Source organism: Sandaracinus amylolyticus, assembly GCF_000737325.1.
Lineage (GTDB): Bacteria > Myxococcota_A > Polyangia > Polyangiales > Sandaracinaceae > Sandaracinus > Sandaracinus amylolyticus.
In genome coordinates, this window is record NZ_CP011125.1 from 646,714 (window position 1) to 668,663 (window position 21,950).

Sequence of the window (21,950 nt, forward strand, 5' to 3'; positions counted from 1 at the left end):
CGCGACAGCCCATCGCAGCATTCTCATTTCGCGGATATCACGCTCTCTTAGAGCGCCGCAGTCGTGAGATGCGCGCATGTTTGCGGTGGACTGAGCACCGCGATTGGGACTACTGCTCCGGTCAACCCCGTTACTCAGAGGACTCCAGATGGACAAGCTGAAGGCGCTCCTGGAGGCGATTCCAAACCTCCGCAGGCCGATCCAGGTCGCGTGCGTGATCTTTCTGGGGTTCGCGAGCTACGCCGGGAATGTCGCCCCGCAATACGTTCCAGGCGCTATCGCATTCGGGGTGATCGCCGTTTTCCTGCTCGCGGTCAGCTTGATGTTGACGAAGACGGTCCTCGACGGACTGAGCGGCGAGACGCGCTTCCGCCTGCTGCTTGCGATTCTCGCTATTCTGCTCGTGCTCGGGCTCTCCTCAATCGCGGCCGCCGTACAGATGGCCACCGTGCCAGGCCCGGACGTCGTGTCGTGGGATGCAGTCCGATTGGACGACAGAGAAGGGCTGGTCGCGACCTTGCCGTTTGAGGCGACGGGCCGTCCCGTAGCATGCGTACAGCTTCATTTCGACGACGGATGCTGGTTCGATATCGAACGCGAGACCGTTGTGACGGCGGAGTGCGCAACGGTGGACGACTCTCCGCACCTCGACCGCGAGGATACGGAGATGATCGATCCACATGTGATGCAACTCCGGCTGCGCTTTAGCGGAAGCCCGAGTTGCAGAGCGTCGATCCGCTTGCCGGTGCAGTGTACGGGCGATCAGCGGATCGTGCCGGGCTTTAGCCCTCAGTGTACACTCACGCTCGCGGATTCCTGATCGATTAGCCATGAGGCCTTTCGCACGAGCACGAGCCTGGAGTGTGGTGCTCTTGGCGGGGGCTTGCGTCGGAGCTGCCGGCGTTGCCCGATCTCAGCCCGAAACGGGTCCTCAGCCCGGACCCGAAACGGCTCTCCATCCCGCAATGTTCACCGTCGAGGTGACGGGCCGCCTCACCGAACAGGACACTGGCCGTCCTCTCCGCGTCAACAGCGTCGTCGGGTTTTACCGCCGAGTGCCCGGTGGATACGAGTTGATCGACTATGCTCGCGTCGGCGCGGATGGTCGCTACGCAGGCGAGGTCAGGTGGAATTCAAGCTGGCCGGCAATGCACCTCGAGGAGTCCGATTGGGGATGCCACTATCGTCTCGACACGATCGCGGTGCACCGCCGGACTCGGACCTACCACCATGAGCACGCGATCGGTTTGCGCGAGAGCCAGTGTACGCGCCCCCACCCGCTAGCCGTAGGTGCAGCAATGCGCATCTACGACTGGCTCTACCGCTCTGTCTTTCGTATGCGGTCTGCTACGCGCATCGACCAGACGGCCCAACTGGGCGGAGGCGCGCTCGACGTTTGCGATCAGGTGTTCTGTCATCGCGAGACCGCGGCCACGTCGATTCCGCGCGAGCTCGCCGATTTTCAACATATCGAGCGAGAAATCAGAGAGCGGAGCGCTTCCGACATCACGTTCGTACGCGCGTTGGCGGAGCGGCGCAGAATTCAGGATCGTGACGGGCGGAGCACACGTGCGCTGCTCTATCTCGACGAGATACTGGCAGAAGAACGAAGTAGTGAAATCGAATCCACTGAAACGGCTGCAGAAACCGAGGCCGCGACGGACGGCCTGTAGAGGGCGCGATGTGACCGCTGCTCGCAGTCGCCTGGAGCGGCAACTGTCCGTTCGGAAACGCGATGGACCGTTTCCGGGGCACCGCTGAAATGGACGTGCATCGGATCGCCTTTGAGGAACGGTCGCCGTCGCGGGCGGGCGCATCTCGACGAGCGCGCTGTCGCTCCGGTCTCGAGATCGGTGGAGCGCAGCACGTGCTCGTCGTCGAGGGTCAGCACGCCGAGCGTGGCGAGGCGAACGCACCCGGGTTGGACGGCGGGCGCCGCGATGTTCCGCATCGGAAGGCGCTCGACGCAGCGGTGTTGTTCGGCGCGAATTCGCTGCCAGCGATGAACACCACCTCGCCATCGATGACGCCGAGCTGCGCGGGCTCCTCGGCTCGTGCCAGGAGCTCCTCACGGCCGCCGTCGCGCGCCACACGGTAGAGCGCATCCACCGTGGTAAGACGGTTGGTGTCGAGGACAGCCACGCCCGACAGGTGGAGTCTCCCGACGAGGGCTCGTTCTCCATCGCGCCGCTCTGCCGTGACGCGGCGCTCGCTCCCGGACATCGATCACGAATCGCCGTTCGGATCGCCCACGAGGTCTACGCCCGAGCACCGCGTGCGTAGCGTGCGCATCGTCTTGTTGTCCCGGCTCACCGCGACGACCGGTCCCCGAGCACGTCACGTAGATCGCCGATACGCGCTTGTTGCTCGGCTGAAACATCAAAATGCGGTATGCTTGAGGGCCGATGAAGAGATTCCTCGGAATCGAGATCGGTACCACGGAAAATCGTGCCGGCCTGTTCGAACGTGGTCGATTCCATCCTGTGCTCAGCAAGAGTGGATCATCCGCGTTTCCGGCTGTCGTCAGTTTCGCTGACGACGGTGTGCGCACAGGCACGGAGGCCGTTGCTCAGGCATCGGAAAACTACAGCACGACCATCGTCGGTGCATCCGAGCTCCTCGGCGTTCGCGTCGATTCAGTGCCTGAGTGGGTCGAATGTCTTCCGGTGAGGCTCGTCGCCGTTAACGATTCTCGGGAACGACTGCCAGGAGATCGGAGTCATCCATACCGCGATGCGCTCGCAGCTCCTACCGATCAGGAATCGCCGCGCGTGCGCGCAGCTTTCGACGTCCACGGAACCCCAACATCCTTCGTCGAGGCGATCGCGTACCAGTTCGCCGAGATTCGAGAAGCGGCTCAGGTGAAGTTTGGTGAGCCAATTCTCGATGTGGTTGTCGCAGTCCCGGCGAGCTTTCGGCGATTCCAGCTTGCCGCGATCGAGCATGCGGCGATGCTCGCTGGTCTGCGCCCGCGACGTCTAATGCCGGCATCGAGCGCGGCCTCGCTGAGCCTCCTCGCGCGTGCACGCAAGGAGGTCAGCACGGCAGTAGTGCTGGCGGGAGGTTTGGGCTGTGAGGTCTGCGTAGCGTTTGGGGCCCAGGGCGTCGTGCAAGTGTCATGGTCCGCTTTTCTGACCTCGTCGTTCAGCGATCTCGCGCTCGTTCGTGATCTCTGCGCGCAATCCAAGCGCCTCACGAAAGCGCGGTACGGTTTGGATTGCGAAGCCGATGGGAGCGCCCGGCTGCGGTTGCTGCTTCAGGCACTTGCCCAACTCGACGCGGTAGTCGCAGAGGGCGGTGCGTGTATCGACATGGGCAAGGTCATCCACGAGGGCGGGAGTAGAGTGCTTCCGATCGATTGTCTGCGACCTCGAATCGATCGAGAGGCGTCCACGCTGGTCGAGGCGCTGACGGCAGCAAGGCAAGGGGACGATCCAGGGACGGTGGTCATCGCCGGCCGATGGACGGCATGCACCGACCTCGCCGAAGAGCTCGGAAATCGGTTGGGGGTCCGCATCAGAACGCTTGAGCGCGATATCGGTCAGACCGCGGTAGTGCAGGGAGCTGCGCTACAGGGCGCCATTCTGTCGGGCGACACGGCCGACCTGACGCTATTGGACTCGACTCGACACTCGCTTGGCATCGGGACAGCCGGTGGAGCGACCCGCGTTCTGATCGGAAAGGACGCAACGATTCCAACGCGTGCGTCGACGGAAATTCGGCCGGCCGCGTCCGAGCAGACCATCGCGCTGCAGGTCGTTGAGGGCGAGTCGACATCGACACGCAAAAACGTCGAGGTATGCCGCAGTCGTATCGAGATCACGCCGCGATGCGACGTGTCAGTCACGCTCGATCTCGATGCGAACAACATACTGACGGTGATAGTGCTCGCTCTCGATAGCGGAGTGCGGGCCGAAGTGCCTGTCCGACCGCACGCGCTCATGTCGCAACACGATGCGCGACGCATCGCTGCGCGATTGGGAGGAGTTGTGCCTCCCACGCTGGATACGGACGTACCACGAATCGCCCTGCACGGGGCGAAGCTGAACAGCATTTCGCCTCACCATCACCCCGGCGGCGAAGAGCGTCGCGCCGTCAAAGCAGCGCCGACCGCGTGGTGGCGCACGGCGTGGTTCGCTGCGCGGAGGATGGTCGCGCGAGCACTCGGACGGGCCGCGTTCCAAGCGCCTGCGCTTCCCACTCCCCCCGAGCAACGCACGCCGGACTCAGGAACTACCCACATGCAGAACGAATCCGAGACTATCGAGAACCGGATTCGTTCACTCCTATCCGCCGACGATCGCGCCTTCGAGCGTCTTCTACGCCGAGCGTCCCACCGCGCGCCGACGGCGTCTCGTGCCGAACTCCTCCGCCAGGTGCTCGATGAGCTTGAGCGCGACCGCCGGTGAGACGGCGGCCGCGGATGTCGCGCGCTGACGAGACTCGTCGCTCAACGATGAAGCTCATGACCTGAAGTGGGCCGCTGCTGGCGTCGAACTCGCGTTGTTGCGGAGCAAGGCGACCAAGAAGCGCGCAGCGACGTGTGCTGTGCTCGAAGCAACTCCGAGCGAGCTCGAGCTGTGCCCGGTGCGCGCGCTCCGCGGCTGGCTCGACGGCGCCGGGATCGCGCCGCTTCGCGGGGCGTCGTCCGATGCCTCCATGATCGAGCGCGCGGCAGGGCTCCGCTCGCGGCCCGCTAGCGTGAGGTTCACGATACCGACGAGCAACACACGCTGCGAGCCATTCGCAACAGAAAATTGCGTCCGCATGCCGACCACTCACGGGTGGGGACCGGCGCGGGACCCGCAACGACCGCGGGGAGTCGCATCGCCGCCGGGCTCGGCTGCACCCCGAGTACGCGGCTGCTGATCGACACTCATGCGCGCCAAGCGCGACAACTCCCGCCAGATGCGAGGACATTGGCGCAGACAGCCTCGGGCGACCATAGCGGCTGAGTGGGTCGTCCAGAGGTGATGCTCGGGCGATTGCCAGTTTGATGGTAACTCGCTGGTAATACCGCAGCCTCGCGCCTGCCGGGAACCCGGGTTCTCGGCAATCGGCGTGGCGAACGAGCACGCACCAGACGGGCTCTCTGGTTGGAATCCGAGCATCCTGAAGCGCGGTTGATGGCCTCGGGGCGAAACGGTTTCTGTGAGAGTTCGAAGCTCTCGTGGAGATGAACCCATGACTGAATCGGTCAGCTATGGTGAAGAATGGAGATCGCGCGCGCGGCTCGGGCTGACGCTCTCAGCTGACGAGCGCAATCAGTGGGAGTCGGAGCAGAGCTGGGAGCGTGCGAACGTCGAGCTCGCAACCCGGCTGGACGCACTCGTCGGGACGATGGTCGCGACCGGCCGAGTTCTGCATACGATCGACGATTCCACTATCCCGAGCGGCACGCGATTCCTCGTGCGCGCGCGCTTCGGTGATCGACTTCTGTGCGAGAGCGTGAAGCACGGTCTTCTGTCGCTTGCGCCGGCCTGGATCGAGTTGCGAGAGCTCGAGCAGGAGGAGGCCGTCGAAATGATAGCCTAGCCGGTCTTCGTTCTGCGCGACTTGAGATTGGCGCAGACCGTATAGCTCGCGAGGTTCGCTCGGACGAACGGTTTCTGGCGGCGCTGCCCGCGCCGTCCTGACGGCCACTCGCGCGCCGAGTCGCTGCGTGCTCCCGCAGACCAACATCTGCGATGTCGAGCGTGCATGCCGTTCTTTCTGACGTTCGAGAGGGAGTTGTTCGCCGGAGGCTTGAAGACATGGAAGCGATGCTGCGCCTGGCGCCCGAGGAGGTCGTGGTCATCGGCGTCGATACGGCACACAAGAAAGGGGAGCACACGCTCTTCGACGAGCGTGTCTTCCTTCCGCTCGATGACGACATGCTGCACTCGATCGAGATGTACGGCGTGCTGAAGCCGATCTTCGTGCGCCGAGCCGGGGCAGTGTTCGAGGTCGTCGACGGCCGGCGGCGCGTGCTCCACGCGCGCGAGGTGAACCGTGCCCAGCGCGAGCGTGGCGGAGGAGATCCCCGGACGGTGCGGGCGATTACGGAGGACGGCGACGACGCGCACCTCTTTGGCCTGTCGCGCCTCGCGAATCGAGGCGCGAAACCGGAGCACCCGATCCAGACGGCCGAAGCGGCACGGGAGCTCCACGCGAGCGGAAAGTCCCTCAGCGAGATCGCAGGCTATCTTAACGTCGGTGTTCCGATGGTTCGGAACTATCTCAGCCTCCTCGAGCTCCACTCTCAGGTGCGCGAGGCCGTCGCGGACGAGGCGGTGACGATGACTGCCGCGCTGAAGCTCGTCGTCCTGCCGGCGGAGCTCCAAGTCGCTGCGCTCGAGGAGCTCCTGCGGAGTGAGAATCGGACGGTCGCCGCCGCGCTGGCGGTACGCAATCGACTCTGCACGACCGAGAGCGATGGCAGGTCAGTCCGCGAGCCTCCTCCGCCTCGACGCGTTGTTCAACGGTTCCTGAGCAATCCGTCCGCGTTCGGACTCGGACACGTGAGCGAGGACTTCTGGCTCGGAGTGCGCTGGTGCCACGGATTCGTTCCGAGCTCGCGAATCCGCGGAATGGCCAATGCCGTCAGAACGGCTCTTGAACGAGGTCGGGGGCGCAAGCGCAGCGATGAGCCGCGAGGTGGGGGGAGTGAGAGCCCGAGATGAAAAGGAGTCGCACGCAGACGGGCGGAGTCGGCAGATGCATGCGCTGAAGCAAGTGGTTCGCGCCGCACGCGCTGTGGTGCGCGCGCACCACTTTCTCCGCAACGCATACGCCGACGAGGCCAGTGAGCGGATCAAGAGGGCCAGACAGCTCGAGCTGAGACGGGCTCTCGACCGCTTGACGGAGGCGATGGTGTCGCTCGAGCGCGAGCTTGCGCTTCTACGTGCCAAGCCGAAGGTGAACCTTCCTGTGTTCGACTGGTCGGGGTTCTTCCGGACGTCGCTTGGAGTCATCGATCTGGTCAAGACAGCGATGTCGCAAGACGAGCGTGTTGACTCGCGCGTGCCGGTCGACTTCATCGATGCCGAGATTGTTGCAAATGATCCCTGATGCGCGCAGCGGGCGACGTGTGCGGCTCGTCGAGGCACGTGCACGGCATTCGGGTGGGAAATGGCTGCAGTCACGATCAAGCTCGAACGACAGTCGGCCCTGACGGAGCTCGACCGGGCCCTCGCGTCCCTCACGCGGGCGGAGCTCGTCGGCGCCTCGCGACGGCGGCCCGCACGCGCGCCCGAGCTCGGAAGCGCGGGAGCCGACGACTCGGACACGCTTCGCGTCGCGAGTGAGGCACTGCAGAAGTCCCACGCCCAGCTCGAGCAGATGGCGTGGGTTCGCGCGGTACTCCAGCGCGCGCTCGTCGGGAATCAAATCACACCGGTGCTCGATGGTCGGCAAGTGTGGCTCGAGCTCGAGCATCCCTTGCCGAGCGTGCCGGCGTGGAACCCGCCGCCTCATCAGGTGAGCTTGCGACGGTTTCAGCTGCTGTCGTGGACTAGCAAGATGGGCACGCCGTCGTTCAGTCTCCCTGCCGGGGCGACCACGATGGGCGGCACCTGTCCGGGCGCCAACGCCGGTCAATCCGTGGTGCCGCTCGCAACGCTTCGTCGAGCGGCTCGGAAAGTCACGGAGCAGATCGGCGCGCCTGTTCACCTTGCTCAGGCGATCTGCCAACACTGCTACGCGGAAGGCGGCCAGTATTCCACCGCGACGGTGCAGTACGCCCAACTCGTGCGGCTCGCGTTCGTCAGCGAGATGCTCACCTCGAGAACGAGCCAAGGCGATCTCACCGCGCTGTTCGACTACGCCGTCAAGAATGCGAACTACTACCTCAACGGGCGCCGCGGCGCCTCAGATGACGCGGAGCGCTCTCACCGACGTCGAGGAGAGCGCGATTGTCGGCGCTACTTCCGACTGCACGACAGCGGTGACTTCTTCACCCCGGTCTATTTGGCGGTCTGGAAGACGGTCGCCAATTTGAATCCAGACGTGAGCTTCTGGGCGCCGTCGCGCGTGTGGGTCAACGAGACGCTGCGCGAAGCGGTGAATGTGGTGAACGGCCCGGCCGAGCATTCGAACCTCGTGATCCGCCCGAGCGCGTTTCACATCAACGAGCCGGCACCCGATCCGCGCGCGCTCGGCGTGGGTTGGGCCGCGGGCGCGACGACGTACAAGGACGCGCTGAAGCCTGCGGGACCGCGCGTCAGTGCGCCTGACGGGAGGCGGCCGCCGTACGATTGGGATTGTCAGGCGTACGACCCGGAGAACGAGCTCGCGAGCTGTCGCGAGGCGCGAGCGCCGGATGGACGTGTCGGATGTCGCGCGTGCTGGACTTACGGCACGCGGAGCCCGGAAGGCGGACCCGGCGGGCTGGCGATCAACTACACGCTGCACTGACCGGGAGACCCATGAACAGGAAGCAAGCTGCACGGCCGTCGACACGTCGGTGCGTGACGCAGCCGCTGTGGCGACGTCCGACGTCGTGCCCGAGCGGGTTCTCGGAGCAGGCGCGCGTCAGCGCGAGCGGCCGCGCGAAGATGGTGTGCGTTCGTCGCGCCGTCGACATCGTGGAACACGCTCGCGCGGACGTGAGCTCGGGTGCGCACTCGACTTTCGCAAAAATCGTGATCTCGCGGCCGCAGAACTTCCGGCACACGTCGCCGAGCGCCGTCGACACTCGTTCAAGGGAACATCGGCGCGAGTTCACGTGCGCTCGCGCGTCCGCGAAGGGGGCGGAGCGGGGCATGCGGCTGCCGTACGCGTGCCCGCGGCCCTACTCGTACGAGCCCGACGGTGGCGTGTGCTCGCACCCGGCCCTCGGCACGGTGGCGCCCGTTCCGGCGCCCGCGTGCGCGGGGGCGTCGCGCCCCTGCGATCAGTTTCGGAACGCATGCCCGATCCAGCTCTACTGGGATGCGGGTCGGCCGCATCTGCGCGCGTGCCGCAAGCCGGGAGACGGACGCCGCGGGTACAAGTTCGCAGTCAACGGTCCGCTCGACGCGCAGGAGCTCGCCGCGAGGCTCTGCGAATGTTGGGAGCGGAGCGGGCCTTCAGCGCGGTCGAGATCGTTCTCGGGCTGCGAGGACGTCATGAGCCTCCTCGCGAGCGTGCCGTCGCGCAACGACGCGCTCGGTCGAGCTCGAGGAATGAAGCGCTGACGGCGTCGCACGATCGTGATCGCGGGACGTGGTCGCCGCCGGACCGCCATCGTGACCACGGCGGCCGGCGATGGTTTCAGGCGGTGCCGCACTCGTGGCCTCGCGTGATCGACGGATTCTCACGAAGCGCGTCGGCCGCGCGCGCGTGCAATCGAGTGTTCGACCTCGGAACGAACCAGCGGATCTAGGCGGACGGCTGAGTAGGTGAGCACGCCGCCGACGGCGAGGATGGTCCCCCAGAAGATCGCGCGCCCGACAGCGTCCCCGACCGCCCGCGCGCTGGCCGCGACATCGGGAACGAGGCCGTCTTGGCGCGCCTGCTCCGCTGCTGCCGCACGATAGCGCGTCCAGTCATCGCCGGTGCAGGGACGCCCCGCCGCGGCGTCGAGCTCGCACGCGCGCTCGGCAACTGCGTAGCTCTGCACTCCGTGTTGGATTGCGGAGACGAGTGCGTACAGCAGAACCGCGGAGACGACGAGAACGCCGGCCCACGCGACGATTGCGGCGATCGCGACGGCGACAGGAATCGCCGGGCTCGCGAGACCGCCTCCCCGCACCCGCCTCGTGGCGTCGCGGCCCCACGCGATCCCTGCGACGAGACGCCGCGTGCGTCCGATGATCCGGACGGCTGATGCGACCAGCGCCTGCGCGATTCGCCGGTGCTTCGCGATTTGCGACCCGCCGTAGATCACGGCCGCGAGCCCGAGGTTTCGGCCGACCTGGGAGAGCGCGGCGCGCAAGAGTATGGAGACCTGTTCTCGGGTGACAGTGACGACTGAGTCGCCGCGGCGGCTTGCGATCGCGTTGACGAGTACGGAGTAGCTCTCTGGCGCGTAGGCGGGATAGGCACTGAACAGCGCCTGTACGTCAGCCTTGAGCTGCGTGTAGTCGTCGTGCGCGGCGCGGAACGTCGTGGGCGCGTCGCCGACGCTGCCGAGTCGCCGATACCTGGTGCGCGAAACCATTTCGTGCAGAGTGGCTCACTGCGATCGACTCTTCAAAACTGGCGAGGATGTCGCGCTACTATATCGCTCGATGGGTGGCATTCGGGCCGCGCGGCCTCGATGCAGTGCTTTTGACGTCGCTGGCCGCGCCCGTGCTCTCGGCCGACTTCAACGTGTCGCCGCCCTCGATCGAAATCGTGCCTGTCGAGCTCGATTTCGTGCGTTCGCCCGATTCCGACTCACCGGACGGCAAGGTGCGGACGCCGCCCTACGACGGATTCATCATCGTGGGTGCCGAGTCGATTCTTCGCGCGATCCAAGTCGCGAGCGCAGTGGAGGTCCGGCTGCGCGCGCGCCGCACGCTCACTGGTGATGAGCTACGCGCGCTCCAGCGGACGTTGAACCGCGCGATGACCGCCCTCGAAGGTCAGGGTTTCCTCGGGTCGTCGCTTGGCTGGACGATTCGAACCTCGAGCGCGGGCGGCAGCGGCGGCGCGACAGTGATGGCAGCACTCGCGCTGGCCGGGGTGGGGTACTACCTGACCCGGCGCCGCCCCCCGAAACTGCGCAAGCCCGAGGTCGTCGCAATCGGCGCGGACGATCAGGCGCGCATATGAGCGCCGACCCCGCCGAATGGCTCGCGTCGTCCCGCGAACCGCCGCGCTCGCGGGCGTCGAAGTCGACGAGCCCGCGACGTGGATCGCGCGCGCCGAGCGCGTGCGGCACGTCGCACGCGCGCGGGCGCGGCGATGACGCACGCGATCGGGCGCGCGATTTGGTGCGCGCCGCAGATGAGCTGTTGCAGGCACCGCGCGACGTGGACGAGACCGGGTAGAGCATCGTCGGACGCGCGCTCCGGCTCGGTCGCGGTCCGGGCAACGATCTTTCGGCCGCGACGCCGATTCGCGCCCGTGCTCGAGCTCAGACTCGGGCGGGCGTCTCTTCGTCCCGTGCGCACCTCGTCGGCGCGCTCGCATGCGCGCTCGAGGAGGCGCGGGGCGCGAGCTCGCCAGGGTGGGATCCGCTGGACGAGGACAGCCCCAGGTCAGAGCGCGCGATACCGAGGCGGCAAGAGTCCATAGCGGCGTGTGAATCGCCGCGCGACGTCGTCGATGTGATGGACCGGCGGTGGCTCAACGATTCGCAACTGCCACGCACCTCGCACGTGATCGCGAATCCGAGCAGCGAATCGGGGTATGTCCGGGTCCTCTGCGGCGAATCGCAGGAGGTCACTCCACGCACGAAGCAGCGTGGCTAGACTCGCGGCCGCCACGACTTCGAGCTGCGTGACCTCATAGCGGAAACTTCCGAATACCGAGGCGAGCGGGTCATCGACGCCTCCTCGCATCGCGCGCTCGACGGCGTCCCACGACGCTCTGATCGGGTCGGGCCACCGCGGGGGGCAGTGATCGCCGGCGTACTGCGCGATGAACACGGCGACCATGAGTCTTCCCCTCGTCTCGGCCTGCGTGATCGTGTCGCTACCGAGCTGCGTGTGCTCTTCGCGGGCGCGCCTGCCCGCGGCGATGCGCGCGAGCGCGTCGGCGAGCACATCGGGCATCGATATCGGGCGCCGCTCATCGCGCGGAGGATACGGCGCATTGACGCGCTGCTCGTGGCTGCGGGTTCCGATCATGGCGGCTCGGTCTCCTGACGGGTTTGCGTGTGGACACACGCGCGCGGTGGATCGCGTGCTCGCTCAGCGACGCGAGCCGCCGACGGCGGCGACGAGGTCGCGAAGCGGCTGCGGCTCACCGGAGGCGCCGCGAGGCGTCGTCGTCGAGCGACTCGCAGGGGCACCGCGTCCGGTGCCGGAGAGGATGCGGGCTCGCTCGCGCTCGAGCTCGCGGTAGCGGTCGAAGTCTCCCGCGGCGCGCGCCTTCTCGAGGTCGTCGATCAGCTTCAGGGTAGCCTGGAGTTCCGCTATTCGCGCGCGCTCGCTCGCCGCGGCGCGGGCCCCGTCGGCGTAGCGGGCCGGGTCCTTCGCGAGGCGGCCCCAAGGCCAGCGGTGCTCAGTGGCCCAATCGTCTGCGAAGAAGCCATCGAGCGCAGCGTCGGCGCGTCCGATCGGATCTCCACCCGCTCGCGCCCACGCAGCGACAGCCGCAATCGCACGACGGTTGCTGAGTCCGGCGAGCCAGCGCTCACCAGTCGCGGTCTGGTACCGCGCGGCGTACCCCTCTTCGAGTCGATCAGAGACTTCGTCCCTCACATCGTCCCAGCCCCCTTCCGGGGGGTTGGGGGGATCTGATCTCTTTTCTTCTCCTCTTCTCTCTTCTACCGGAGCGGTCCTCTGGACATGCGCGGAGTTAGCTCGAAGTCCGGGCGCGCCGTGCGCGGCGTCCGCGCTCGGTCCGTGGGAGCTGCGCGTGGCGTGCGAGCGCGCAGCGTGGTGCTGCGCGCTCGCACCCTGCTCGCGGTACACGCGCTGCGCGGTCGCAGCGGGCTGCTGGGCGTCACTTTCCTGCGCGCTGCGCGACTGGTGCGCGCTGGCATCGATGCGTCGTACCGACGGGGGCGGTGCTCCGCTGGCAACGTTGCCGCCATCGTTCGCGACGCACTCGGGTACGTCGTGCGCGTCGGAGTGACGCGTGCCTCCGCTCGCACTGCGAGCCGCCAGCGCGAGGTCGGGCAGCTGCCCGCGCAGAATCGTGCGGCTGTCGCGCTTCTCGACGAGTAGGAAGCGCTCGCGGACGAGCTCGGCGACTGCCTGGCAGATGCGCCGACGCTCCTTCGGGTGCGCGGCAGTCAGACGGCACACGACCGCCGTGTGGTCCTCGGAGCCGCAGTCGATCTCGCCGTCGTCGTCGAGCGCACGGAGGATCTCGTCTCCGACGCCGCGCGTGATCAGCGGCAGGCGCTTCCATGCGGTCGGAGGATTGGAGAGGAGCTTGCGCCAGATGAAAGACATACGTCCTGTTGCTCGGGTGAGGGTCGATTCGGGCGCACGTCCGCCGATCTCGCTCCGCCGGTCGGGGCGAGTCGGGTCGCGCGATCACAGTCCGCGTGCGGTTCGGGTCAGCTCGGCTGTTCGGGCTCGAGCTCGCCGGTCGGAAGGACCGGGACGCGTGAGGACGCCGGGACGTCGACGTCGGCGTAACAGAGCTTCTGTGCGTGCCCGGTCGTGTCACTGATGTAGCGAGCGTCCGCTCGTGCGCGCTCGAACGCGGCCGCTTGCTCGCGCAGAGCGATGACGAGGTGGCAGCTCACCTCATCCTCGGCCTGTCCATGTCGATGCGTGCGACCGAGGAGCTGCTCCCAAGTCGCACCGACGGTCGGCGGGCTCGTGACGAGGTTCGTGCTCCATGCCTGTAGGTTCCGACCTTCGGCGTTGGCCTCGATTGAGCAGACGAGCGGCTTGCCCGGCGAGTGATCGAGAATCGATCGACCCGTCCGATCGAGTCCGCCGCGTCCGAAGAACGGCACGCCGGCGAGCTCGGCAACGCGCGCACCGAAGTCGACGTGCTCGACCCATGCGATGCCGCCGTCACCGTCATCACGTCGGCCGTGAAGCCAGCTCGCGCACCGGCGGGCGACTCGCTCCGAGAGCCACACAGCTCGTGTCTGCGGCTTGTACGTCGGCCGCAGGCGCTGCCACGCCGCAAGGTCCGCTGCGTACTCGGGGAAGCTGCCTGCGGCGATCGCGCGCGTGACCTGCGCCTCGGAGTCGAGCGTGGGGTCGCGACGCAAGACCTCGCGCACGACGCGCGACCAGACACGACGCGCCTCGAGCCAATCGTCCGGGGGCGCGGGATCCCACCGGTACCAGAAGCCGAGCGCGAGCTCGCGCAGGTGGCGCCAGACCTCGAGCGCGTTGAGGACCGGCTCCCCATCGGGCCGCTCCCACCGACGCAGCGCCTCGACTGCGTGCACGACTTCGGGCACCGCGATCAGCTCTGCGTCTATCCGCAGGCTCGCACCGAGCGCGCTCTCGACGGATGCGACGACACCCGGCGTCTCGACGAGCCGCCGCCGGTACGCGCGACGGACAGCGCGCACCTCGTCCACGCCGAGCTCGGCGAGCTCGTCGGGCAACTCGCAAAGCCGTCGGAGCGCGCCGACGCGCGGCGGCTCATCGGTGCCGGGGCGCTCGTCGAGGATCTCGCTCCACGCAAGGCGCGTCTCAAGGTCGCGCGGTGTCGGGTTCGCGCCCTTCAGCGCCCATTTTGCGATGTGCGCGTAGTCGAGGATCGATCGCTTGGTGATCGTCCCGCTCATCGCGATGAGGCGCGTGCGCGGGTACTTGTCGAAGTACCGCTTCACGCGGCGCGTCACCGCAGCGCGCGAGTTCTTCAGCTTGTGGCACTCGTCCGCGACGATGAGGTCGGGGCGGATCTGCTCGAGGAGATCACTCGCGTGCGCGCGCCCGAGGAGCTCGTAGCTGACGATGCGCACGTACGACGGAACGAGCCAGTGGGCTCGGTACGCGCGCAGCTCGCGCCGTGTCTTCTCGACGAGCTTCGCCGGCACGAGCAGGAGCGGGGCTTCGGCGGCCCCGACGACTGGCGCGAGGAGCGAGATCAGCGTCTTGCCCTCACCGACGCCAAGCGGCGCGAGCGCGCCGCCGTAGTCGTGCAGATCGCAGAGCACGGCGGTCTGCGCGGGGCGCAGCGTCTGGGTGCCCCCCTCGGTGCGTAGGCGAACCGAGAGGTCAGTCGCCAGACTGCTTGCGCGCTCGAGCCAGCGCCTGCGCGGCAGTCGAAGAATGCGATCGAGCTCAGCGCTCGATCTCACGCCCTCGGCTGCATCGACATCGTTCCTGGCTTCGGCGGCCGACATCGCTCTCGCTCCGTGTAGCGCTCGATCTCGCCCGCGCGCACGCGTGACTGGGCATCTCCGCGCGTGCGCAGTCGACGCCGGCCGGACGTCGGGCCGCCCGGCGCATGAAAACCGTTTTTCGCAGGCGAGCCGACGTGACCGCAGTCGGCCCGAATTCGTTGCTGCCGACGGAGATCGTCTTCGCTCAGCCGAGCACCTCGAAGACGCGCGAATCGGCGACCTGGTGCGCCGGAACTTCCCAGCCCACCGGGACATTGACGCTCGCATCGAGCGTCACCCAACGCCGCGGCGCGTCCTTCGGAATGCCGCCCTGCACGTAGATGTGATTCCACGACCGGCTGTCGCGCGTGCGCACGACCTTGAACCGGCAGGGAACGCCGATGGCCATGAGCGACGCACATGCGAGCGAGCTGTAGTCGTCGCAGTCGCCCGCCCTCATCTCGAGCGTTCGGCGCGGCGTGGCATACGTATCGACGCCGAGGACGTCGCTGGTGTAGCGGACGTCGCGGCGCAGGCCCTCGAAGATGGCGCGGATCTCCGCGGCGGTATCCTTCTCGGGCACGCACCACGTTTGCCCGCATCGCCGCGTCACCTGAGCGCGCGCCCACCGGATGACCTTCGGGTCGATGCGGCCGCGCTTTGCGCGGTCCCGGATCGCATTGATGCGCTCCTCGAGGCTCTTCACCTCACGAAGCTCGAGCGCCATCCCTCCACGCGCAACGCGGCCCACCGAACGTCCGGCGTGTCCGCGCGGGCCCGGGTCCCTCTCGACGCGCGCGCCGCGCATGCCGTACTGCACGCGGCGAGCGCCCTTCTGGAAGGCGCTCGCGCCGAGCAGCATCCCCGCCACGCCCACCGCGATCTCACCGAGGTTCACGATCGCAGCCTACCGAGCGCCGCACGTACGGGCTCATCCGTCGAGGTGCTCGTCGAGCTCGAGCTCGCCCACGTCCTCATCGCTCGCGCTCGATGCGCGTTCGTCGAGCGGCGGTTCGCGGCGCTCTTCCGGCCTGCTCGTTTCGTTCGAAGGCGTCGCGGTGTGCTGCGCCGGCGATCCCGATGACGAACCTCCAAGGCGTGCGGCGCCCACCATGCGCGCGACCTCCTCGTGAACCTGCTGCCAGTGCTCACCGAAGGCTGCGACGGCTTCCCGCGCCGCCGCGCCCGAGACGAAGCGGTGCTTCGTGAGCAGCGCAAACCAGTTGGTGAGCGCACGAAGCGCGTCGTCTCGTCGACCGTCCGCGGCGAGCTGCAGCAGCTCGCTGACGAACGGCCGCCACTGCGCCGTGGGATAGAGCGTCATGAGCGCTCCGATCGTCGCCGCGATCCGCTGTTCGGCGCTCTCGGCCCGCTCGAGCTCGCCGAGCTTCGGTCGGAGCTCCTCGGGCAGATAGATCCGCGGCTCCGCCGCACGCGGCGCGAGCGTCGTAGCGCCACCTTGCTTGTCGACGGCCGGCGGGAGCGCGCGCTCGGCGCTGGCGGCGATATCCTGAGCGCCACGCTTCTGACCGATCGCGAGCGCGATCGCGCGCCCGAGGTTCGCGCCGAACGCCTCCTGGCTCAGCAGACCCGCGAGCGCGTCCCAGAACGTCGTGCCCGCCGGGCCCGGCGGCGCGCTCGGCGTAAACTCGCTCGCAAACTGCTTCATCGCGAGCAGCGCTTGCATCTGGTCCTGCAGTGTCACGCTGGGTTTTTCGTCGCGACGCTGCTCCCGCACGAGCTCGATCACGTCCCGCGTCGTCAGGCGGTCGGGGTCCTTCTCGCGCAAGAGGCCGAGCACATCTTTCAGCGAGAGCTGGTCGGAGTTCTTGAAGAGCGCCGCGACTGCGACGACCGACTCCGCGATCTCGCGGATGTTCAATCCCGCCAGAGGCGATGCAGGCGGCGGCGGGGGCGCGGGGAGCGCGGGCGCGCTCGCAGTCTTCTCGAGCTGCTCCATGCGCCGATCGAGGCGGTCGACGATCGCGGCGAGCGCGGGATCGACGCGCGGCTGCTGGAATGCCTGCATCGCGAGCATCAGGAGCATCGGATCCGAGGCGCCGTCCTTCTGGCCCGAGATCTCCTTGAGCTGCTGCATCGCGCGCTGCGCACGCATCATCTGTTCGATGGGATCGGGCTGCGGCGGGATGTTCATCGTCTTCTGCTCCAGCTTCGTGACCATCTCGCGCACGAGGTGAAGTGCGGAGTCCTGCGGCGCTTCGGCGGGAGGATCCACGAGGGCGATCACGCCCGCCTGATGCTCCATCCCGCGCGAGTCAAAGATGGAGACGTAGTAATCGCCGCCCTTGTGGATGGGCCGGACGTAGCGGTGCAGATGCACCTCGAGGTCACCACTCGTCTCGATGTCGCGAATCGAGTAGTCGCCGACGTAGCCGACGTTCCCGGTCTCGAGCTTCTTCCGGATGCGCACGCGCTCGGCGCCGGGCACGAGCTCGGCGACCTTGCCGAGGCGGCGCAGCGCGGGCGAGACGTGCGCCCGAGCGTTCTCTTTGGCTTCCTTGGCGTGCGCGCGTACCTCCGTCTGCGTGGGCAGCCGGTGCCCCGCGCCGAGCGCCTCCAGCAGCGGCCCAGTAGCGGGCGATCCGGGCGGCTCGGGCGGCTGGCCGATGATCTGTGCGAGCTCGGGCGACAGCTCGTCGAGCAGACCGTCCACCGAGGGGCCGTCGGTTGCAGCGTTGGGATTGAGGCTCATTCGTCTTCCTCCTCGTGCTCGTCATCGGGATCGTCGTCGGGCGGCGGCACGGTCAGCACGCGCGCTTCGGCGGTCTGCGCGAGCAGTGCGCCGACGGACGCTCTTGCTCGGCTCACGAGCTCCTCGCGCGCGCCTTTCGCGACGAGACGAGCGCCGCTCGTCGCGTTAGCCACGTCTTGCACCTGAATCTCGAGGTAGTGGTCCATGGTGGTCTGGACCGACTCGTGCCCTGCGATCTTCGTCAGCGTAGGGACGTCGATGCCGTGCCGATAGAGCGTCGTCAGGTAGGTGCGCCGGAGCGTGCGCGGCGTGAGCCGGACGTAGCGCCCGAGAGCCTCACTGATGCGCTCTCGGATAAGCTTCACGTGATGTCGAAGCGTACGAGTCGCGACATGCCCGCCCCCCGGCATGGGGAAGAGCCACTTACCACTCTGCCGGCGCCTCCAGCCGCGCAAGTAGGCTAGAAGAAGAGGCTTTCCATCGAGTAGCAGCGGCACGACGCGGTGCTTGCCGCCTTTGCCGTTGACGGAGATGACGATCATCTCCTGCGGACGCGACCCCGACGCTCCGCGCGACGCCCCGACCGGCAGCGTCAGCTTCGAGAGATGACCGAGCTCGAGCGACGCTGCCTCGAACGTTCGAAGCCCTGAGTACGGCAGGAGCAGGAGAGCCGTGCGCACCGGCTCGTGCACGCGGGATGCGAGCGCGAGATACGCCAGCAGCGTCTCGCCGCTGAGCGCGTTCGGAGGAGGTCCGTGCCGACGCGGGATGTCGGCGCGGCCGAGCACAGGAAGCGACTGGCCCTTGTCGGCGCACCACTCCAGGTAGCGCTTCGCGCCCGCAGCCATCGTCTTCACGCTCGCCGGCTTCATGCCTGCGTGGAGTAGGTGTTCGGCGAAGAGCCGAATCGCTCCGGGCGGCAGCGCCGACATCTCGAGCTGGTGCTGCGCGCAGAAGAGCATGAAGCGCGACGCGGCCTGGGCGTACTTGATGGCCGTGTTCTTCGACCTCACCGCGAGCACGTACGAGCGGAACGACTCGATGCTGAGGTCGGGGAGCGGCATGTGCCGAGAGATAGCCACTCGGGAATGCGCCTGTCGAAAACGATTTGCTGAAGGCGTCGCCTGGTGCGAAGTGGCGATGTCGGAGTTTGGCGCGATGTGCTCAGTCGCGTAGATCGAGTCACGCAATCGTTCGACCCGCTGGCTCGACGGGAGCTTGCGGACGAACGGGAGGTCTCGCGTGCCGCTCCGACGACGTCCGTTGAACCGCTTCGGTCTCCCTCAGAACGTCGAGGGCGGCAGAGGCTCTCTCGTCCACGTGTGCGACGCGACCTCGGCGCAGCTCGGCGGACCGTTTCTCGATGAGGTGACGGTGATTGTCGTGAACAGCGATCTGTCGCCCGCTCGCGTTCAGGTGCAGGTCGGCGCGGGGGCGGCGTTCGCGGTCGACGTGCCGCCCGGGACGCGCCTCGCGGTGCTGACGGATCAGCCGGTTCGAGACTCCGGTGCTGAAATCCGCCTGACGGACATCTCTGGCAATCCGGCGCCGATGCAGGCGTTCGGCTGGTTCACGAGGACGACCTGATGCTGCTCAAGTTCACCACGAAGGAAGAGCAGCTCGCGCGCGGGGCCACCTACCTCGACGACCTCGACATGATCACGTCGCCTCGAGGCGGGCACCTCGTGCCTGTCGCGATGAAGTACGGTGTGCACGTTTGCTGGGCGTGCGGCGAGCCGTTCCAGGCCGAACATCCGCGCCTGAGTCTCGCGGAGAAGCGCATCGACGGCGGCACCGTTCCCGTCGCGGTGCATGCGAAGTGCGTCGCGCCGCGCGTGATGAGCCTTCCGTTCCTCCACACGGTGCTCGGCCTCGGCGTTCGGAGGCAGATCGCCGACGTCGTGCGCCGCGCGGCGGACGTTCTCGAATCGGAGCGCACGTGACGCGCCCGGCTGCGCGAAGTGACCCAATCGACTTTGCTCGGCTCCCCGTGGCCGAGTCACAAACGGTTTGTCGCTGGCGCGTGAGAGCCAGTCGGGAGGAACGATGGACTACGACATGGCGGGCCTCGCGATGTACGACGACGCGATGGGCCTCGATGGGGGCATGAGCGGACCGTTCATCACGGGCGAGATGCTGAAGCAGAAGCTGATGGCGGCGGGGGCCGGGGCCCTCGGCATCGCAGTTGCGGCGAAGCTCGTCAGCTACGTCGGCGACGCGGTGCTGCCGGAGGAGTGGGAGCCGAAGAGCAGGGCGACCGCGAAGAGCGCGCTCGCGATCGCGCTCGGACTGCTCGGCGGGCGCGCGCTCTATGACACCAACCGAGATGCCGCGATGGGACTCGTCGGCGGCGTGGCCGGGCTCGGGATCGCGCAGCTCCTCGGAACGCTCGTCAACGAGGAAGGCGCAGAGCCGCTCATCAGCACGTCGCTCGCTGGCTCGCACGGCATCAGCTCGCTCGACCTCGCGGCCCTCGAGAGCGCCGTGGTCACGACCTCACCGTCGTTTACGCCGATGTCGATGGACCTCGCCGCTCCGGTCGTGACCGAGAGGAGGCTCGGTGGGCCTGTCGTCACCAACGAAGTGCTCGCCGAGTACATGCCGTACCTGTCGTGACGACGCCGGCTGACCTCGTTCGCAACACCCAACCTGTGATGCGTGGCGGATAAGGCGTCATACCGACGCCACCGCGTCGCGCTCAGAAAGGATCCGAGATGTCGCTCCAGCCGGTGGAGGGGCAGCCCGGACTGTTCCGCGAGTTCAACGAAGCGGGAGAGCCGGTCGGTCCCATCGTCAACATTCGTGAGTTCCGGGAAGACGATAAGTACGACACGATCGCGATCCCGACCGGTCCGATCCCGCTCGGGACGGTGTTCCTGTTCTTTCAGGACATCCAGGGCAAGCGGAACCTCGACACGAACTTCCGCACTCCGAGCAAGCTGTCGGCCGGCGAGTCGATGGTGCTAGACCGCGTCGGACTCTACGTCCGATCGATCACGGGAACTGCGGTCGTCCCTCCCGTCGACTTCAAGACGATCACGGACTGCGCGTTCTACGAGCTGCGCATCAACGACCTGCTCCAGACGCAGGGGCCGGCGATCAAGTACCCCTCGGGCTACGGCCTGTACGGCTCGACGAACGAGGAGGGCGCAGGTGTCGTCTCGATCGGCGTGCCTGCCACCGCGAGCGTGTCGAAGCTCGTGAAGAAGCAGATGCTCAATCAGAACCATGATCTGCAGGCGTCGCTCAGCTTCGAGCAGCGCCAGTGGCTCACCGCGGGCCAGAACCCTCCGTTCGCGAGCTCGAGCGACGTGGTGCCCCGCATCACGACGATCGGAGTCAAAGAGCAGCAGGGCGCGGTGCTCGTCACGAACGTGCTGCATGGACTCCTGCGCACGCCGGTCAGCAAGTGATGAGAGCGCGAGCGCCGTAGCAAGCGCTCGCGACTCGCACGAAGGGAGCGAGCAACATGACCAGCGCGGGATCGGGTGCCGGAGCGCTTCCGCCGGGCCACGTCCGCAGATACTACGGCGACCTCGCGAGCGGTGAGCTGCATCCCGACAGGATGCGGATCGACAATCTGACTTTCCGCGCGGTCATCGACCGCGCCGGCCTGGTGTTGGCGCAGACCCCGAAGATCTCGATCGTCAGCCAGTATCAGTTCGCGTTGCGACGCGTCTTCGCATCGATGGTGCACGACGAGCTCGACGGCGGCTCGTCCGACCTCCTGCAGTTCAACGTGCGCGAGCAGGGCCGCGGCTTCGACGTGTTCAAGAAGCCGATCTCGTTCGCGGCGGCTCTGCGGCTCGGACCCATCGAGCACGATGGTACGTACATCTGCATCGCGGGAACGGATCTCGAAGTGACGTGGACCGTCGATGTGCCGCTCTGGCAGTCGCTCGTCGATGCCACTCGCATCGTGAAGGTGACTCTGTCGGGCGACTACGTGAGCTGTTCGACGCGATAGGCGATCAGATGGCGAGGAATCATGAGAGGCGAGGTCGAGCAGGAGCTCGCGATACGCGCGTTCCGGGCTGCACAGGTCGGTCCTCTACGTCGCGCGTTCGGCGGGATCCGTACGAATCGCGTCAGCCGTGGCGAGGGCGCGCTGCTCGGTGCGAATCGGAGCGAGGACCGCGCGCTCTACGTCGCCGTGCAGCTCCTCGGCACGAGCGCAGCAGTGGTGCCGACGACGTTCGGGAGCACCGGCGCCGGTCGCGGTAGCGGCCTCACCGAGGTCCTCATGGCCGACGACGATGTCGCAGACTTCGTGCTGCTCCCCGGCGACGAGTTGTGGGCCGTGCAGGGGACCCTCGACGTCGCGACATACGTGATTTCGGAAGTGACGTTCTGAGCGCGCGGAGCGCGCAGTCGCGAGGT

General features: G+C 67.3%; 22 protein-coding genes. 14 read left to right on the forward strand and 8 right to left on the reverse strand.

What is annotated here, in order from left to right; all coding sequences use genetic code 11:
- Positions 1-148: 148 nt before the first annotated feature.
- Together DB32_RS02590 and DB32_RS46290 are read left to right on the forward strand one after the other, a co-directional pair.
- Positions 149-820, forward strand: a complete 672-nt coding sequence (locus tag DB32_RS02590; RefSeq protein WP_053230822.1) for a hypothetical protein — start codon at positions 149-151, stop codon at positions 818-820.
- Between the two features lie 145 nt (positions 821-965).
- Positions 966-1,673 (forward strand): hypothetical protein, encoded by a 708-nt coding sequence (locus tag DB32_RS46290; RefSeq protein ID WP_157068636.1) that lies wholly within the window; start codon positions 966-968, stop codon positions 1,671-1,673.
- A gap of 211 nt (positions 1,674-1,884) precedes the next feature.
- Here DB32_RS46290 and DB32_RS02600 read toward each other — a convergent pair whose 3' ends face one another.
- Positions 1,885-2,142, reverse strand: coding sequence for a hypothetical protein (locus DB32_RS02600; protein WP_157068637.1), 258 nt, complete (start codon positions 2,140-2,142; stop codon positions 1,885-1,887).
- A 263-nt stretch (positions 2,143-2,405) separates the two neighbouring features.
- On the opposite strand from DB32_RS02600, the gene DB32_RS44000 reads away from it, so the two are divergent.
- The 5 genes from DB32_RS44000 to DB32_RS46295 all read left to right on the forward strand — a co-directional run bounded on the left by DB32_RS44000 (position 2,406) and on the right by DB32_RS46295 (position 8,394).
- Positions 2,406-4,409, forward strand: a complete 2,004-nt coding sequence (locus DB32_RS44000) for an Hsp70 family protein (protein WP_075097431.1) — start codon at positions 2,406-2,408, stop codon at positions 4,407-4,409.
- Between the two features lie 775 nt (positions 4,410-5,184).
- Positions 5,185-5,535 (forward strand): hypothetical protein, encoded by a 351-nt coding sequence (locus tag DB32_RS02605; RefSeq protein ID WP_053230826.1) that lies wholly within the window; start codon positions 5,185-5,187, stop codon positions 5,533-5,535.
- A 218-nt stretch (positions 5,536-5,753) separates the two neighbouring features.
- Complete coding sequence (locus DB32_RS02610; RefSeq protein WP_053230828.1) at positions 5,754-6,662, forward strand: ParB/RepB/Spo0J family partition protein; 909 nt, start codon at positions 5,754-5,756, stop codon at positions 6,660-6,662.
- Positions 6,663-6,696: 34 nt separating this feature from the next.
- The gene (locus DB32_RS02615; protein ID WP_157068639.1) at positions 6,697-7,050 is read left to right on the forward strand and encodes a hypothetical protein; all 354 of its coding nucleotides are present in this window, start codon (positions 6,697-6,699) and stop codon (positions 7,048-7,050) included.
- Between the two features lie 60 nt (positions 7,051-7,110).
- Positions 7,111-8,394: a GP88 family protein gene (locus tag DB32_RS46295; protein WP_157068640.1), complete on the forward strand. Its 1,284-nt coding sequence runs from the start codon at positions 7,111-7,113 to the stop codon at positions 8,392-8,394.
- Positions 8,395-9,274: 880 nt separating this feature from the next.
- Here the strand turns inward: DB32_RS46295 and DB32_RS02630 are convergent.
- A complete protein-coding gene (locus tag DB32_RS02630) occupies positions 9,275-10,120 on the reverse strand; it encodes a hypothetical protein (RefSeq protein ID WP_053230833.1) in 846 nt (281 codons plus the stop codon).
- 74 nt (positions 10,121-10,194) lie between these two features.
- On the opposite strand from DB32_RS02630, the gene DB32_RS02635 reads away from it, so the two are divergent.
- Positions 10,195-10,716, forward strand: coding sequence for a hypothetical protein (locus DB32_RS02635; protein WP_157068641.1), 522 nt, complete (start codon positions 10,195-10,197; stop codon positions 10,714-10,716).
- A gap of 428 nt (positions 10,717-11,144) precedes the next feature.
- On the opposite strand, the gene DB32_RS02640 is transcribed toward DB32_RS02635, so the two are convergent.
- The 6 genes from DB32_RS02640 to DB32_RS02665 form a co-directional block, all read right to left on the reverse strand.
- Entirely contained in the window at positions 11,145-11,735 is a 591-nt protein-coding gene (locus DB32_RS02640) for a hypothetical protein (protein WP_157068642.1), read from the reverse strand.
- Positions 11,736-11,798: 63 nt separating this feature from the next.
- Entirely contained in the window at positions 11,799-13,010 is a 1,212-nt protein-coding gene (locus DB32_RS02645) for a hypothetical protein (RefSeq protein WP_053230837.1), read from the reverse strand.
- Positions 13,011-13,117: 107 nt separating this feature from the next.
- Positions 13,118-14,878, reverse strand: coding sequence for a DEAD/DEAH box helicase family protein (locus DB32_RS02650; RefSeq protein WP_169791308.1), 1,761 nt, complete (start codon positions 14,876-14,878; stop codon positions 13,118-13,120).
- Positions 14,879-15,062: 184 nt separating this feature from the next.
- Complete coding sequence (locus DB32_RS02655) at positions 15,063-15,755, reverse strand: transglutaminase-like domain-containing protein (RefSeq protein ID WP_053230839.1); 693 nt, start codon at positions 15,753-15,755, stop codon at positions 15,063-15,065.
- Between the two features lie 33 nt (positions 15,756-15,788).
- Positions 15,789-17,570, reverse strand: coding sequence for a hypothetical protein (locus DB32_RS02660; protein WP_157068644.1), 1,782 nt, complete (start codon positions 17,568-17,570; stop codon positions 15,789-15,791).
- Positions 17,567-18,634 (reverse strand): tyrosine-type recombinase/integrase, encoded by a 1,068-nt coding sequence (locus DB32_RS02665; protein ID WP_053230841.1) that lies wholly within the window; start codon positions 18,632-18,634, stop codon positions 17,567-17,569. The genes DB32_RS02660 and DB32_RS02665 overlap by 4 nt, the downstream gene beginning before the upstream one ends.
- A 256-nt stretch (positions 18,635-18,890) precedes the next feature.
- Between DB32_RS02665 and DB32_RS02670 the strand changes: the two genes are divergently transcribed.
- The 6 genes from DB32_RS02670 to DB32_RS02695 all read left to right on the forward strand — a co-directional run bounded on the left by DB32_RS02670 (position 18,891) and on the right by DB32_RS02695 (position 21,924).
- Positions 18,891-19,157 (forward strand): hypothetical protein, encoded by a 267-nt coding sequence (locus DB32_RS02670; protein WP_053230842.1) that lies wholly within the window; start codon positions 18,891-18,893, stop codon positions 19,155-19,157.
- Positions 19,157-19,513: a hypothetical protein gene (locus DB32_RS02675; protein ID WP_053230843.1), complete on the forward strand. Its 357-nt coding sequence runs from the start codon at positions 19,157-19,159 to the stop codon at positions 19,511-19,513. Before DB32_RS02670 ends, DB32_RS02675 begins: the two co-directional genes overlap by 1 nt.
- 103 nt (positions 19,514-19,616) lie before the next feature.
- Positions 19,617-20,186, forward strand: coding sequence for a hypothetical protein (locus DB32_RS02680; RefSeq protein WP_053230844.1), 570 nt, complete (start codon positions 19,617-19,619; stop codon positions 20,184-20,186).
- A gap of 98 nt (positions 20,187-20,284) precedes the next feature.
- Positions 20,285-20,983: a hypothetical protein gene (locus DB32_RS02685; protein ID WP_053230845.1), complete on the forward strand. Its 699-nt coding sequence runs from the start codon at positions 20,285-20,287 to the stop codon at positions 20,981-20,983.
- 56 nt (positions 20,984-21,039) lie between these two features.
- A complete protein-coding gene (locus DB32_RS02690) occupies positions 21,040-21,537 on the forward strand; it encodes a hypothetical protein (protein WP_053230846.1) in 498 nt (165 codons plus the stop codon).
- Between the two features lie 21 nt (positions 21,538-21,558).
- The gene (locus DB32_RS02695) at positions 21,559-21,924 is read left to right on the forward strand and encodes a hypothetical protein (RefSeq protein ID WP_053230847.1); all 366 of its coding nucleotides are present in this window, start codon (positions 21,559-21,561) and stop codon (positions 21,922-21,924) included.
- The last annotated feature ends 26 nt before the right edge of the window (positions 21,925-21,950 follow it).